At 38.5% G+C, this 14,442-nt stretch carries 17 protein-coding genes; 6 read left to right on the forward strand and 11 right to left on the reverse strand.

Annotated features, from left to right (window positions below; genetic code table 11):
- Nucleotides 1–22: 22 nt before the first annotated feature.
- Nucleotides 23–1,105, reverse strand: coding sequence for a glycosyltransferase family 4 protein (locus tag CWR48_RS00540; protein ID WP_115771087.1), 1,083 nt, complete (start codon nt 1,103–1,105; stop codon nt 23–25).
- Between the two features lie 208 nt (nt 1,106–1,313).
- Between CWR48_RS00540 and CWR48_RS00545 the strand changes: the two genes are divergently transcribed.
- The 4 genes from CWR48_RS00545 to zwf all read left to right on the forward strand — a co-directional run bounded on the left by CWR48_RS00545 (nt 1,314) and on the right by zwf (nt 4,760).
- Nucleotides 1,314–1,718 (forward strand): hypothetical protein, encoded by a 405-nt coding sequence (locus tag CWR48_RS00545; RefSeq protein WP_115771088.1) that lies wholly within the window; start codon nt 1,314–1,316, stop codon nt 1,716–1,718.
- Nucleotides 1,719–1,847: 129 nt separating this feature from the next.
- Nucleotides 1,848–2,591, forward strand: a complete 744-nt coding sequence (locus CWR48_RS00550; RefSeq protein ID WP_115771089.1) for a threonine/serine exporter family protein — start codon at nt 1,848–1,850, stop codon at nt 2,589–2,591.
- 14 nt (nt 2,592–2,605) lie between these two features.
- Nucleotides 2,606–3,046, forward strand: coding sequence for a threonine/serine exporter family protein (locus tag CWR48_RS00555; protein WP_115771090.1), 441 nt, complete (start codon nt 2,606–2,608; stop codon nt 3,044–3,046).
- Between the two features lie 235 nt (nt 3,047–3,281).
- The gene (gene zwf, locus CWR48_RS00560; protein WP_425453841.1) at nt 3,282–4,760 is read left to right on the forward strand and encodes a glucose-6-phosphate dehydrogenase; all 1,479 of its coding nucleotides are present in this window, start codon (nt 3,282–3,284) and stop codon (nt 4,758–4,760) included.
- Between the two features lie 165 nt (nt 4,761–4,925).
- Here zwf and CWR48_RS00565 read toward each other — a convergent pair whose 3' ends face one another.
- Nucleotides 4,926–5,228, reverse strand: coding sequence for a hypothetical protein (locus tag CWR48_RS00565; protein ID WP_115771092.1), 303 nt, complete (start codon nt 5,226–5,228; stop codon nt 4,926–4,928).
- A gap of 172 nt (nt 5,229–5,400) precedes the next feature.
- Entirely contained in the window at nt 5,401–5,901 is a 501-nt protein-coding gene (locus tag CWR48_RS00570) for a competence protein ComK (RefSeq protein WP_115771093.1), read from the reverse strand.
- Between the two features lie 215 nt (nt 5,902–6,116).
- On the opposite strand from CWR48_RS00570, the gene CWR48_RS00575 reads away from it, so the two are divergent.
- The gene (locus CWR48_RS00575; RefSeq protein ID WP_115771094.1) at nt 6,117–6,305 is read left to right on the forward strand and encodes a YjfB family protein; all 189 of its coding nucleotides are present in this window, start codon (nt 6,117–6,119) and stop codon (nt 6,303–6,305) included.
- A gap of 270 nt (nt 6,306–6,575) precedes the next feature.
- Here CWR48_RS00575 and CWR48_RS20645 read toward each other — a convergent pair whose 3' ends face one another.
- The 6 genes from CWR48_RS20645 to mreB form a co-directional block, all read right to left on the reverse strand.
- Nucleotides 6,576–6,824, reverse strand: coding sequence for a hypothetical protein (locus CWR48_RS20645; RefSeq protein ID WP_245976672.1), 249 nt, complete (start codon nt 6,822–6,824; stop codon nt 6,576–6,578).
- Between the two features lie 78 nt (nt 6,825–6,902).
- Nucleotides 6,903–7,325: a 3-hydroxyacyl-ACP dehydratase FabZ gene (fabZ, locus tag CWR48_RS00590; protein WP_115771096.1), complete on the reverse strand. Its 423-nt coding sequence runs from the start codon at nt 7,323–7,325 to the stop codon at nt 6,903–6,905.
- 117 nt (nt 7,326–7,442) lie between these two features.
- Nucleotides 7,443–7,796 carry a DNA-directed RNA polymerase subunit beta gene (locus CWR48_RS00595; protein WP_115771097.1) on the reverse strand — a complete coding sequence of 118 codons (354 nt, stop codon included), beginning with the start codon at nt 7,794–7,796 and terminating at the stop codon, nt 7,443–7,445.
- Nucleotides 7,797–7,998: 202 nt separating this feature from the next.
- Nucleotides 7,999–8,832 (reverse strand): flagellar hook-basal body protein, encoded by an 834-nt coding sequence (locus CWR48_RS00600; RefSeq protein ID WP_115771098.1) that lies wholly within the window; start codon nt 8,830–8,832, stop codon nt 7,999–8,001.
- A gap of 44 nt (nt 8,833–8,876) precedes the next feature.
- Nucleotides 8,877–9,683, reverse strand: a complete 807-nt coding sequence (locus CWR48_RS00605) for a flagellar hook-basal body protein (protein WP_115771099.1) — start codon at nt 9,681–9,683, stop codon at nt 8,877–8,879.
- A 42-nt stretch (nt 9,684–9,725) separates the two neighbouring features.
- Nucleotides 9,726–10,727 (reverse strand): rod shape-determining protein, encoded by a 1,002-nt coding sequence (gene mreB, locus CWR48_RS00610; RefSeq protein WP_115771100.1) that lies wholly within the window; start codon nt 10,725–10,727, stop codon nt 9,726–9,728.
- Nucleotides 10,728–11,031: 304 nt separating this feature from the next.
- Between mreB and CWR48_RS00615 the strand changes: the two genes are divergently transcribed.
- Nucleotides 11,032–11,586, forward strand: coding sequence for an NADPH-dependent FMN reductase (locus CWR48_RS00615; protein WP_115771101.1), 555 nt, complete (start codon nt 11,032–11,034; stop codon nt 11,584–11,586).
- Nucleotides 11,587–11,984: 398 nt separating this feature from the next.
- On the opposite strand, the gene spoIIID is transcribed toward CWR48_RS00615, so the two are convergent.
- Complete coding sequence (spoIIID, locus tag CWR48_RS00620) at nt 11,985–12,266, reverse strand: sporulation transcriptional regulator SpoIIID (protein ID WP_115771102.1); 282 nt, start codon at nt 12,264–12,266, stop codon at nt 11,985–11,987.
- Nucleotides 12,267–12,918: 652 nt separating this feature from the next.
- Entirely contained in the window at nt 12,919–13,935 is a 1,017-nt protein-coding gene (locus CWR48_RS00625; protein ID WP_147294853.1) for an AimR family lysis-lysogeny pheromone receptor, read from the reverse strand.
- Nucleotides 13,936–14,442 lie beyond the last annotated feature (507 nt).

A 14,442-nucleotide genomic window follows, 5' to 3' on the forward strand; every position in this document is an offset into this window, starting at 1 on the left:
CAGTTATTAATTGAAAGTCCATTCACTTATTTCGTATTTTTTCCACTTTACGAAGCACCCTTCGCAAATAATCAACAATTGGTCTTTTTCCTCCCATTACAACTCCAGCTAATTCTGCTAGGATCTGAATCAGAAATAGAACGACGATAGTGATAATCAATGAGGTTGTCGTGCTTGCTTCAGAAAACAAGATGGCCATTATTCCAAATAATGCACTAAATGCATAAAGGATAAATACGGTTTTTCTGTGACTGTACCCTGCTTCAATCAACTGATAATGAACATGCTTATTATCAGCCTTCATAATATTTTCTTTATTAAATGCCCTGCGAACAATAGCATATAACGTATCAAAGATTGGTACTGCAAGAACGATGATTGGGATGATAAAGCTAAAGAATGTGACGTTTTTAAACAATCCAAGCATCGACACTACTGCAATCAAGTAGCCTAGGAAATTAGAACCAGTATCCCCCATATATATTTTTGCTGGATAAAAATTATGATAAAGAAATCCAAGATTCGCTCCAATCACTACGATACTAAGAAATGCAGCCAGAATTTGCGAATCGATAATCGCCATGACGAAGATGCTTATTAGGGCAATGGTAGATACTCCTGTTGCGAGACCATCTAAACCGTCTATCAGATTAATCGCATTGGTTATCCCGATTATCCAAACAATCGTGATAAAGACACTGAAAAAGCCGAGATCTACAATACCAAAAATCGGCAAGGTTATCCGTTCGATAATGATTCCAGAGTAAACAAGAAAAGATGCTGCAATTAATTGTCCTGTGAGCTTAACTACTGGTGTGATCGTAAAACGATCGTCAATAACCCCTGTGATAATGATGGCTAGCGCTCCCATAAAGATTGCTGGAAGATGCTGACTTGCAGGATTTAAATATAAGATGCCTAGCAGCGAACCAAGAAATATGGATATCCCACCTAACCTCGGTGTCACCTTCTTGTGGATTTTTCTCTGGTTTGGATGATCAACCGCTCCAATTTTCGTAGCAAATATTTTCACTGGATAGGTTAATAGGAAGGAGGAAATAAGTGATATTAGAAATGCAATAACTAAATCGAACGCGTTAATCATAATATTCTCCTTGCTGTTCATGTTGAATGTTGTAAACCTTCTTAAATAAAATTATAGCGAATGATGCATCTCATTAGCAAATCTAATCTCGAACAGAAAATAGAGAGGCTTCTTAGTATAGACTAATAATAATGAAATTATCGTTCCAACCCTAGTATGTTATGCTATTCACAATACTATTCCAATTATCTGAAAGAAGGGGATTCCTATGGATATTTACTTCTTTGTGATGGCAGCAATTTTAGTAGCTGGTTCAATATCTGTAATTATTAAAATTAATACCAGAAGAATCAAAGAGCAACCGGATCAAGCAAGTAAAGCACAAACTAACTTCTTTTTCGGTGTTGCCATAAGTGAAGCAATACCGCTTATTTTATTGATATTAGGAATAATGAATGCAGAAGCTGGTTCATCAGTCAATCAGTTATATGTACCTGCGATCATTATTATTTACACCATTATATGTGCAAGTTTATTTCTATTCTTGCAAAGTAAAGTAGATGTTGTTGAAGCGAATATAGCTAGTGTAACTAACTTCACAGCAATTGGCATGGCGATGGTGAATGCTATCCCGATTATTGCACTCGTCTTTTTATTTACACTTACACCATAATCAAAGTTTATGAAAAATGGATCACTTTGTACAATTATTAATTCAATTCACACATTGTATCTCTCCCTTTCATTCGCTAGCGTCAAGCTTTATAATAATACATAAAGTTACGAGATTGGTGGTGGCACTGTGGAGAAAAAGGTTTCCATTGAAAAGGTATGTATACTAGCTGGAAAAATTATGCTCGAAAGTGGTGCAGAAACGCATCGGGTGGAAGATACGATGAATCGAATTGCTTCTGCCTTTGATGTCGTAAATCCACAGAGCTACGCAACCCCTACCGGAATTAATTTTGCTGTTGATATCGCGGATGAAACGTACTTTTTGAGAATTACTACGCGGTCTACGGACCTGCATAAAATAGCAAAAGTCAATCATATTTCCCGAAGAATTACAGCAAAGGAACTTAATTTAAGTGAAGCATTCTCTTCATTAAACGCGGTCGATAAGGAACCACTTTTATATCCTTCGTGGGTTCGAGTTATTTTCGCTGCATTTGCAAGTGGCTGCTTCGCGATTATGTTTGGTGGAGTATGGAATGACTTTATTCCAGCATTCGTTGCTGGCGGCCTTGGCTATGCAGGAATGCTTGGCGTTGATCGTTTCCTCGAAATTCGCTTCCTTTCTGAGTTTCTAGGCTCGGTTATTATTGGAATTGTTACTGTGATTGTCATTTATTTCGGAATTGGCAAAGAAATGGACAAGATTATCATCGGTGGCGTCATGCCTTTAGTTCCGGGATTACTGATCACGAATGCCGTTCGTGATTTAATCTCTGGGCATTTAATTGCTGGGCTATCAAAAGGAGCGGAAGCAATAATTACTGCATTTGCGATTGGTGCTGGTATTGCAGTTGTGTTTGCTTTCATTTAAGAGGAGGATGCTGAATGGATATTTTCGCTCAATTAGTCACAAGTTTCATTGCTTCTGCGGCATTTGGCATTCTTTTTAATACACCAAAAAGGGCACTCATTCAATGTGGACTTGTTGGCATGATTGGCTGGATTGTCTATTATGTCCTTGTTGCACAAGGTTTGCATGTTGTTCCTGCCACCATACTCGCTGCGATGCTTGTCGCGTTACTTAGTTATTTTTGTTCAAAAATTTATCGTATGCCGATTATTATTTTTAATGTATCTGGAATCATTCCCCTCGTTCCAGGGGGAAGTGCATACAACGCAATGCGCCACTTCGTTATTAATGATTATTACACTGCAGTCCAATTATCAACTAAAGTAATGTTACTCTCCGGCGGTATCGCGATTGGACTTATGTTCTCTGAGGTGATCAGCCAAGTTGTTCGGAAGATTGCTGCAGCGAAGCGGTAGGGTTCTTCCTTTGAAGCTTTAGGTGGAGTGTTCCATGGGCCGGGGTGGAGCGATTAGCCGAAATTCGGAGCATTCGCAGACAATGCCGGAGCGCCTCGGTCCTAAATGGAGCGCTAGTTATTATTTTCACAATATTTTGAATAGACTTTTAATATTAACATAATCTGCATTATTTGATTAATTCTTTTTTTCCTATAATATAAAATATATATTTCTACATAAAGTGAGGGAACTTATGATGAATCAACCAGTACAACCAAAAGTAGTTATCGTAATTTTCGGGGCAACAGGGGATTTGGCTAAGCGCAAATTGTTTCCTTCCATATATCGTCTTTATCAGCATGGGAAGATTAGTAAAAACTTTGCTGTGGTTGGGCTTGCACGTCGTGAATGGACAGACGAGGTACTAAGGGAGAATGTGGCAGCATCGATTGGAGAAGCAGTTTCTCCAGATGAGGATCTGGAAGAATTTGTTTCACATTTCTTCTATCACCCGTTCGATGTTACAGACGATTCTTCTTACCAAGGATTGGATCATTTACTTAAAAACTTAGAAGGACAATATGACACAGAAGGAAATCGAATTTTCTATTTGGCAATGGCACCTAATTTCTTTGGAACGATTGCAAATAAATTAAAAGAGTACGGGTTAGAAAATTCTGACGGCTGGTCACGCCTTGTGATTGAAAAGCCTTTCGGGCATAATTTAGAATCCGCAAAAGAATTAAACAATCAAATTCGGTCTGCATTTAATGAGGATCAAATTTACCGAATCGACCATTATTTAGGGAAACAAATGGTCCAAAATATTGAGGTCATTCGTTTTGCCAATGGAATATTTGAGCATCTTTGGAATAATCGTTTCATCTCGAATATTCAAATCACATCAAGTGAGGTGCTCGGTGTAGAAGAACGTGCCCGCTATTATGATAATTCTGGTGCAACACGTGATATGGTACAGAATCATATTCTGCAAATGGTTGCGTTGCTATTAATGGAACCACCAATTAAACTCTCGACGGATGAAATTCGTTCTGAAAAGATCAAAGTACTCCGTGCCATCCGTCCATTAGATAAAAATGAAATTAGTAACTCCTTTATACGTGGTCAGTACGGATCGGGAGAAATAAACGGTGAGGCTGTTCCAAGTTATCGAGAAGAGGCAGAAGAGTTGGCAGACTCCAATACAGAAACGTTCGTTGCTGGTAAGCTTTTAATCGATAACTATCGCTGGGCAGGCGTGCCGATTTACATTCGTACCGGGAAAAGAATGACAGGAAAGTCGACTAAAATAGTCATTGAATTTAAAGATATCCCAATGAATTTATATTATAAAAAGGACAATGACCGCAATCCTAATTTACTCAGCATCAATATCCAACCAAACGAAGGAATCACACTTGGCCTAAATGCAAGAAAGTCCAGTGAGGGCGCACTAGCTGAACCAATTCAGCTTGCTTATAATCTAGACGAGACTTCTGGAATCAATACACCAGAAGCATATGAAAGATTACTCTATGATTGCATGATTGGTGACGCAACGAACTTCACACACTGGGACGAGGTAGCACTTTCTTGGAAATTCGTTGACTCCATTTTAGGTGTATGGTCTGAAGAGAAAGCTGATTTCCCGAATTATAAATCAGGATCGATGGGACCTAAGGCAGCCGATGAGCTCTTAGAAAAAGACGGATTCCACTGGTGGGAAGTATAATCTTCCTCTGCAATTTTCATAATTGTTAAAAGGAGCATACTCATCGGAGTATGCTCCTTTTTCTTATAATAGAATGGACAATCATTTTCTATTTCAATTCCTATGATAATTGAGGACACGTCCAGCGCAAGCGCCCGTGCTCCTAGCGAGACCGCATATAGCTTATTAATAGTAATCCTTTTTATTTGGAATTAAGGCGGTGATTGCAAGCACAATTGCAGTGATAATATGCATTATCATCCCGAGCACCGGAATAATCCCAATAATAGAAGTAATAATTCCTAAAATACTACCAGCTGACGCGCCTCGATCCCTATTTGTGATAAGTAATGTAATAATGTGAAGGATCAACATAACAAAGAGTGGTGTCCAGCCATTGGCAATAATATAGGCTCCACCGATTAACGGAATTCCTAATAGTCCTTCAAAAATTGCAGTTATCCATTTTAAGATTTTTGATCCTGACAAAATATCCCCTCCGATACATACTAAAAAGCTTCCAAACGTACTCATCTGTCAATAATATGATTTCTTATCAATCGTATCATATTATCCCCTGAAAAATAATATACCGACGCCTATTTTGGCAATAATTTTTAGAAAACTTCCTGTTGGCCCGATTTTCTTACCTCCTTAGCAATCAATTCTCAGGTTCATCTCCATGCCACCAGCGGATTTGCCCTGTGCCAAACAATATCGATCGATTCAATTGGACAATGACCTGGCACATTCGTTTAAATTGGCTATCAACCGTACTAAGCGATGCATTTACATAAATCCCTGTTCCATCACGAAAGGCAATATAGGTCTTATCATTATGTAAAAAGTAATCTCGAATGTGGCTAGCAGATAGCCATACACATTCCGTATTTTTCGTTGAAGCGGTGGGGAACATGTAAATTCCATTCATTTGTGATACTGGAACCGGAAGCTTACTCGTTGACTTTAATATGTCCTTTACTGCGCCACGTCTGCCGTCTAGTGTCGAACCGTATAAGATACAGCTATTATCAATGATTTGTTCAGCCTTCAAGCTAGAAAATTGCTGACTATCACCTTCGATTATGACCGATCGATAATATTGAGAATCATTCGCTAAGATTGCTTTCGTTTTCTGGGATACGAGATATACATTCTCCATGATAACCCCCTATTATTATTTATGACGTATATTACTGCTAGTATACTTATTTATTCAAACTATTTCTATAATTTTTAACTATTTTATCCAAGGTTATCCATTTTCCGTCAATTTTAAGTGAATGCAGTCGTATTTTGTAAGTTATTATACTACTTGGTTTCTGTTTCACTAGTTGTGATATACTTCTTGTAGATATTTGGAAGGAGAGATTTTATATGGATATTGCAGCCCTTTCAGTTGCAATGGCACAAAATCAAGTGCGAACAGAAGCGGGGTTCACGTTAATGGATAAGGTTATGAATATGTCTGAGCAGCAAAGCGGCCAATTAAACGAAATGTTAGGTCAGTCCGTAACCCATTCCGACCATCCTTCATTAGGTACGAAAGTGGACTTGAGAGCGTAAACAAAAGCGCAAGCGCCCGTTTAGGGACGTACGGACTGGACTGAACCGAAGGAGATAAAGGAAACACGATGAGCTTTAGCGAATCGATGTTGACTTATCGTACGGAGGTGAGGGAAGTCTCGCTAGTCGCTGGGCGCTGGAGCTGGACGTGGCTGTTCTCGGTAATTAAGTTATCCACAGCATTTAAATTTTATAATTTCCTAGACGTAAATAAAGAAGCTACAACCCACATTGGGGTGCAGCTTCTTTAGATGTATAATGACCTACCGATCATCTATTGTCTTTATTCGTTCCATTTAAATCATCTTGTGGAATATTATTATTGTGCAGATTATCTTCCACAGGTGCTCCATTGTTGTTTCCATTATGATCTAATGGCGCTCTTTCATTAACTGGTGCCTGTTCATTAACTGGTGCTTGTTCTTTAACTGGTGCCTTATTTGTTCCTGTTCCACACGCAGCAACCAGTGATAATGCAATAATCGGTGCACCAAGCTTAAACACAAGTTTGCCTCTCATATTACGTACCTCCTTTTGATGTAAGTTATCGTCATTAGGATAACCAATTTCAAAGAAGTCATACCCATATTTAGACAATTATTTTATTGCAAATGTAATTTCTGCTTCACAAGCCAACTCACCGTTTACAGTTGCAATTCCCTTACCTTTGCCAATCGGCCCCTTCATCCTTGTGATTTCCACCTCTAAATGCAATTGGTCACCTGGTCTTACTTGGCGCTTAAAACGGCATTTATCGACACCAGCTAAAAAACCGAGTTTCCCTTTGTTTTCTTCCTTCCCTAAAACAGCAATCGCCCCAACTTGTGCAAGTGCCTCAATAATTAATACGCCAGGCATTACAGCGTACTGAGGAAAGTGTCCCTGGAAAAATGGTTCATTAACGGTAACATTTTTTATTCCTGCAACACGTTTCCCTTCTTCCACTTCCGTTACTTTATCAACTAATAGAAATGGGTATCGATGCGGTATAATCTCTTTAATTTGTTCTATATCCAACATAATCATTGCTCCCTTGTAAAATTCATATTTTCAATATTATAGTAAAAAAGCATGTCATCTATTAAATAGGCACGCTTTTATGAATCATATTAAATTATGCTTTATCTATCTCTTAGTCTATTCCACTTTCGTTACAATATCAATAATATGCTGCCATGTTTCTTTTTTTAATACATCTGTTGGGACACCATCACCAAGGATACCATAGCCAATCATTAATCCAAGAACTAGCGCGGCTGCAGCGAGAATTAAAACAATAATAATCCGAAGCCAAATTGGAAAAATACGCAATCGTGGCTTTTTATTATTTCTGATTTCAATCTCCTTTTCCTGCTTTTGCTGTTTTCTTGATTGCTTTTCCGTTGTCTGAGCATTCGATTCTACCCTTTTTGTCGGGCTATTTTTCTTCGATTGCTTATATTCTTTTCTTGATTGTTTATCAGCAACGGTGCGATCTGATTGATTGGACATAGATAGTAACTCCTTAATTCCTGGCAAATGAAGTAATGGATGGAAAATCCCCTTGTTTGCATGTGATAGGCAACTGAAAATATCGTTTTCCTCATTGAATAACGAAGGACTGTTATGTAATACTTTGTTACAATCATATTTGCTAATAGTTTATCACAGAATGACAGCTAATATCTATCATTCCTTATGAATTACCTGCTTTTTATGATCTTAGCTGGTTTACCAGCCCCATCATTTGGTCACCCATTGATATCGTTCTTGCATTAAACTGATAAGAACGCTGTGCCAGGATAAGATCGGACATTTGCTCTGCAATATCAACATTGGATTGTTCAAGGACCCCACTTTGTAGTACATTCGCAGCTGTTGCCACGTCTTGAATAATATCTCCAAAGTTATATCCAAGTGCTGCTAAATCCGGTAGACGGAACATGTTCTGACCCGTCGCTTCTAATAATCTAGGACGGACCGCTTCAACTATTGCAATCGTACCAGCAATCTCTTGCACATTCCCACGCTCTACGACAATTTGTCCGTTTTCGCGAATCGTCATCGCCTCGAATCCTTCAGGGATGACAATCGGTCCATTCTCACCAAGGATTGGATTACCATCACTCGATACAAGCATGACATCTTGATTATCATTAATTGGATTTAAATAGAATGATCCATCTCGAGTATAACGGGTTTCTGTGTTACCATTCTCCGTTACTTGAATTTGAAAGAATTGATTTTCGCCAATTAATGCTGTGTCAAGCACTCGATTCGTTGTAACCAATGATCCATGCTCCAAGTTAATATTCGTTGCACCAAGTCTCGCACCAGAGCCAATACGGATACCATCCGGCGTTAGCCGTCCCTCTGCATTTGCTGGGCTATTTAAATTATCGATTTGCTGGAATAATAATGAGGAAAAATCTGCTTGACGGGTCTTATAGCCTGTCGTTTGACTGTTCGCCATATTATGTCCAATCAAATCAAGCTTGTTTTGCAATTGATTCATCGTAACTGCTGCTTGAATCATCATCCGTGACAATATTCATCCCTCCAATTCCAGTAAAAATAGGTTTCCTTTAGCCTTTAACCAATTCTCCCGATTTCACTTACCGCCTTGCCCATGCTTTCGTCATATGCACGTAGCACACGCTGATTCGTTTCAAACAAGCGGTAAGATTCCATCATCTGTGTCATCGTTTGTAAAGAGTCAACATTAGACTGCTCTAATGCGCCCTGTTCAATTTGAAAGGTTGCTTCAGCAGGAACAACCACCGCTTCCCCTGCGAATAGATTCTCTTCCTCTTTTACGAGTTGATTAACATCCGCTACATAGCCTAGCCCAAGCTGCGTGTTCTGCGCTGCCGTTTGCAGGATACCATTAGAAGTTACGGTAAATTCCATGCCCCCCGTTTGGACTGGATTGCCTGCTGCATCGAGAACGTAATACCCTTGATTTGTTACTAAATTTCCTGCACCATCAACGGTAAAGTTGCCATTCGTCGTATAGCGTAATTCACCTGCAGCATTTTGCACAATGAAAAAAATGCCACCTGTTTCATCAGGAAATTGTCCATTTATTAATGCCAAATCCGTCGTAATTCCAGTCTGACGAATATCCCCTTGTGTAAAGTTCGGAACAGTTTCTTGTACATAAACACCGGTATTAAGCGAACCAATTGGATTTTGAAATGGTAAATTGGCATGATGCGTTGTTATAGGAATCTGCTTCGACCCCATTTCCTTCAGCAACATTTCTGGAAATGCACGAACCGCAGTATGATCCGCTTTATATCCCGGTGTATTTACGTTTGCGATATTATTCGCTAGCACTTCCTGCTGACGCTGTTGCGTAATCATTCCACTAGCTGCTGTATAAAACCCTCTTAACAAGTCTTTCTCCTCCTTTATATCGGGAGTTACCGATTCATCACATTAGATTATTTTCTTACGTTCTATTTTATCGATGTTTTCAAGCATAATTCCTGTTCCTTTTGCCACACAGCTCATTGGATCCTCTGCAATAAATACAGGAACCTTTAATTCTTCTGCAAGTAATTCGTCTACGCCATGAATCAATGCGCCACCACCAGTTAAGATTACGCCACGATCAATAATATCCGCAGATAATTCGGGTGGTGTCCGTTCAAGCACAGATTTCGCTGCTTGGACAATTAGATATGCTGATTCTCGAAGTGCTTCCTCGATTTCGCCTGAGCGAACGGTAATGGTTTTTGGCAATCCGCTTACCATGTCACGACCGCGAATTTCCATTTCCTCATTTCGCGAATCTTTAAAGACAGTTGCAACATTAATCTTTATTTCCTCTGCCGTACGTTCTCCAATTAATAACTTATATTTTTTCTTTATGTATTGAAGAATTTCCACATCAAAATTATCGCCAGCCATTTTGATCGATTCGGAAGTGACAATACCACCCATCGATAGGACCGCGACATCGGTTGTTCCGCCACCGATATCTACAACCATATTCCCGCTTGGCTGATAGATTTCCATTCCAGCACCTATTGCAGCAACTTTCGGTTCTTCCTCAAGATAGATCTTCTTTCCACCTGATTTCTCTGCCGCTTCTTTGATTGCCTTTTGTTCCACTTTTGTTATATTTGTAGGACAGCAAATAAGCATTGTTGGCTTCGAAAGAAATCCTTTTACATTAATTTTATTTATAAAATGCTTTAACATTGCTTCAGTAACGTCAAAATCAGCAATTACACCATTTTTCAATGGGCGAATTGCTTCAATATTTCCTGGTGTACGTCCAACCATACGTCTTGCTGCTTCACCGACCTCAAGTACTTTACCAGTATTCTTATCCATTGCAACAACGGATGGTTCATTCAGGACAATTCCTTTACCTTTTACATGAATTAAAACATTGGCAGTTCCAAGGTCAATTCCAATATCTCTAGAAAACATGAATCAAGATCCTCCTAGTATTGCTTATCTTGCACTGTCCGAAAACACAATGCTACTCATTATTATATTTTACCACAAATTTCAACATTTAACTGTACATTGTGAAATAATTTTAGGGGGTTTTTTTTTGGCATTATGGTTGATATGACCTAATACTATTCCGGATAATTTTTTCGGTGGCTGATCTACATTATCCAGCCTTTGATTAATTTTTTCTTTGCGATTAAACATTACGATTTTGACTTCTCATTTTACTTCAATTATGATTATCGTGAAATTCGATTAAATGAGAGGAAGTTAGAACATGAGCAAAATTGGTATTGTAGTTGGTAGCCTGCGGAAGGAATCTTTTTCAAAGAAAGTTGCAAACAATGTAGCAGCTTTATTCCCAGAAGGATATGAAACTGAGTTTATCAAAATTGGGAATCTTCCTTTGTTTAATCAGGATTATGAAGGTGAGCTCGAAACGCCTGCAGAATATACGACATTCCGTAATACGATAAAGGAGTTGGACGCGGTACTATTCGTAACGCCCGAATATAACCGTTCTGTGCCGGGAGCACTAAAGAATGCTTTAGACGTTGGTTCCCGCCCATATGGTGAAAGCGCGTGGAATGGTAAATCAGCAGCGATAATCAGCGTATCTCCTGGTAATTTAAGTGCATTTGGTGCAAACCATCATTTACGTCAATCCCTTTCCTTCTTAAATATGCCAATCGTTCAACAACCGGAAGCATATATCGGAAATGTGGCAGAGCTATTGGATCAAGAAGGGAAAATTACAAATGTAGGTACAGTCCAATTTTTACAATCTTTCGTTGATACATTCGTTGAGTTGATCAAAAGACATAATGCTTGATGAATTTAAATAATTGCTTGGAATAAAGTGAAACTTCATTAAGTGGGGTTAATATCATCCCCCATTTATTGCTAGTTGAACAGAATCGGGATTTTGACTTTCTGTTGATCCCCCACTTACAATTCTTGATTTTTCTTGAATTCTTTTCTTTAAGGGTCTTACAGCTAGTTAATTCGGGATAAAATATAACTGCCGCCTTGCTGGTAATAATCCAATAAGGAGGCAGTTTCTCCATTCATTCCTTCGTAGGCAATAAAGGAAATTGTTTGGGGTATACGGGAATCGATGTCGATTTATCTTGTCATGTGGTGGGGGATATCCCGTTCACGTCTAGTACCAGAATCGGACAGGCTCTCTTTTCACATAGATTTTTTTCTTCCTATTCTTCAAGAAGCAGATTAGATGGAAACACTCTCCTCCCCCTCCTTGTTTGAGTCAAGCCTATATTTTTTCCTTGTTGCTTCGCCACCACGAAGATGGCGGATTGCTTTGTGATATTCTAGAATATCTTTCACTTGGTTCGCTAAATCGGGATTTATTTCCGGTAGTCTTTCTGTTAAGTCTTTATGGACTGTGCTTTTGGAAACGCCGAATTCCTTTGCAATCGTTCGAACGGTTTTTCTCGTTTCAATTACATGATTTCCTATCTTGATTGCTCTATCTTTGATGTAATCGTGCACACCATTCGCCTCCCTAAGTTGATTACTTCCGAGGTGTGAATCGAGACAAGGTGTTCATGGTGCTCAGGCAGCTTATTCATTTACGGAAAAGAGATCGTAATGGATATGTAACGATGGGGTTGGTGATGATGCAATAACGTAAATTGGTAGAATTTTCTGTATTTATTTTACAAAAAAATAAAAAGAGAGCATCCTGTTTGATTTGATGAATGTATCCACACAAGCTCTCACCTCAGATAATATTGAATGCTTGGTTTCTAACATTTTATTACAACACCACTCACTTTATGATTAAAATTGCATATTTGCCAAGGGGACAAGAAGTAATTTTATTAGAACAAAAGCTTAAAGCTAGTTTAGCGACGTACTCCCAGGCCTTTAGCCGTAGGAGATAAAGGAAACTGTTTGGGAGCTTAAGCGAATCGATGTTGACTTTCACCACAAGGGTATATGTGCGACTAAGCCTCATGTGTAACCAATCGGCAAGTCTTCTTTAGATTGTCATGAGGTGAGGAAAGTCTCGCTAGGAGCACGGGACGCTTACGCTGGACGTGGCTGCTTCAGCATAAGAAATATTTCAGCCAAATTTTATTCTTAACTACCAAAAGGAACACAGCCCAAATCTAAAGGCTGCATCCTATTGTTATCATACCTAAATATCAAGTTGTCTTAATGCATAAAGCGGTAATCGGCAGAAAAAGTAATCACGCTTCCTTTCGATAAAATGCAAATAGGATTTTATTAATAATTGTTTATCCTGTTTTGCTTTGCCGAGATAATAAATCTGAAATGGTGTATCAAGTGGCAATTCTGTTAGGATTTCAATTGCTCGCTTGTTATTCCCTTTTGCAATCTCAATATGTGCCTGTTCACTCTTATCTTCAGTTGTAATATTTTCCACACGATTATTATGTGCAGCCAAAAATGGAATATTTCGCTGTTCAATAAGATTAATTGCTTTATGAAAATGGTGTCTTTTAGAAATCTGGAGTGCCTTGGAAAAATGATGCATTCCTTGTTCATGTGAATCAAATGTATACGACAATCCTAATTTCACATGTACATCCGCTTCAATAAGCGGATTAGACACTTCGTTAAGGAGTTGATATGCGAATTTCCTAGCGATAATTAATTCATTTCGATTTAAGAAGTATGTGAGCGATAGCTGCTGAATACGTACTCTAAAATAAGATACTAATATTCTGTCTTCAATTGCTGCAAATAATTGTTGGTAGGTCGCTAATATGTATCCAACCTTTTCGACTTGATTCAAATAATAATAACCAACTGCCTTCGCAATTTCTATCAAACAAATTAATTCTGGATCACTCGTTTTCATTGCGTTTAATTTAGGTACAATTTTTATTGCAATTGCCCGATTTCCATTTAAGTCCAACATGATTTGGTAAACTTCTGCCCATTGCAGATTTGAGTAGTGTCCCGATTCTTTATTTTTGTTAATGAGTACTTGTAGATCAGCAAAATAACCATGAAGAAATAAGAATTCCATTCCTTTTTTTTGAATATCCTTTGAGGTCGATTGTAAACAGAACTTCCTCATTAAATCGATCATTGACTCTGAGCTATTTTCTAGTGAGAAAAAAGCTTGAAGTTGTTCTAAATTGAGCTCGTACTTCTCTGACAACATACTACTGAAAACCTCCAACAATATCCACCTCCCAAAATAGGATACCTTGACTTAATGAGCTTTCATTTAATTCATTTTGTCGGAATTATAAAAATTAACCCACCATTCCCACAGTATATTTTACCATGATTTTAATAGAGAAATAGCATTATCGTTCGACAGTTTTTGCATCAAGGTAAGCGCTTGATAACGTTCGTATCCTGGGCGATTATTGTAGACTACTACTACTAGTATTGATTTTCTCCTAATGATATCCAACTTCATTTTTCACTAATAAACGCATTCTTACCTTGAACAAAAGCGCAAGCGCCCGTTTAGCGACGTACGGACTGGACTGAACCGTAGGAGATAAAGGAAACACGATGAGCGTAAGCGAATCGATGTTGACTTATCGTACGGAGGTGAGGGAAGTCGCGCTAGTCGCTGGGCGCTGGAGCTAGACGTGGCTATTCTCGGTAATTAAGTTATCCACAACATTCAAATTTTATAATTTCCAGACGACTAAAAAATACTCTAGCAGTATTTGCT

The organism is Oceanobacillus arenosus, from assembly GCF_003369575.1.
Lineage (GTDB): Bacteria > Bacillota > Bacilli > Bacillales > Amphibacillaceae > Oceanobacillus > Oceanobacillus arenosus.

Excerpts from the sequence above, each read along its gene's own strand:
- CWR48_RS00540 (WP_115771087.1), bottom strand. The coding sequence starts at position 1,105 with ATGATTAACGCGTTCGATTTAGTTATTGCATTTCTAATATCACTTATT.
- CWR48_RS00545 (WP_115771088.1), top strand. The coding sequence starts at position 1,314 with ATGGATATTTACTTCTTTGTGATGGCAGCAATTTTAGTAGCTGGTTCA.
- CWR48_RS00555 (WP_115771090.1), top strand. The coding sequence starts at position 2,606 with ATGGATATTTTCGCTCAATTAGTCACAAGTTTCATTGCTTCTGCGGCA.
- zwf (WP_425453841.1), top strand. The coding sequence starts at position 3,282 with ATGATGAATCAACCAGTACAACCAAAAGTAGTTATCGTAATTTTCGGG.
- CWR48_RS00570 (WP_115771093.1), bottom strand. The coding sequence starts at position 5,901 with ATGGAGAATGTATATCTCGTATCCCAGAAAACGAAAGCAATCTTAGCG.
- CWR48_RS00575 (WP_115771094.1), top strand. The coding sequence starts at position 6,117 with ATGGATATTGCAGCCCTTTCAGTTGCAATGGCACAAAATCAAGTGCGA.
- CWR48_RS20645 (WP_245976672.1), bottom strand. The coding sequence starts at position 6,824 with ATGAGAGGCAAACTTGTGTTTAAGCTTGGTGCACCGATTATTGCATTA.
- fabZ (WP_115771096.1), bottom strand. The coding sequence starts at position 7,325 with ATGTTGGATATAGAACAAATTAAAGAGATTATACCGCATCGATACCCA.
- CWR48_RS00595 (WP_115771097.1), bottom strand. The coding sequence starts at position 7,796 with ATGTCCAATCAATCAGATCGCACCGTTGCTGATAAACAATCAAGAAAA.
- mreB (WP_115771100.1), bottom strand. The coding sequence starts at position 10,727 with ATGTTTTCTAGAGATATTGGAATTGACCTTGGAACTGCCAATGTTTTA.
- CWR48_RS00615 (WP_115771101.1), top strand. The coding sequence starts at position 11,032 with ATGAGCAAAATTGGTATTGTAGTTGGTAGCCTGCGGAAGGAATCTTTT.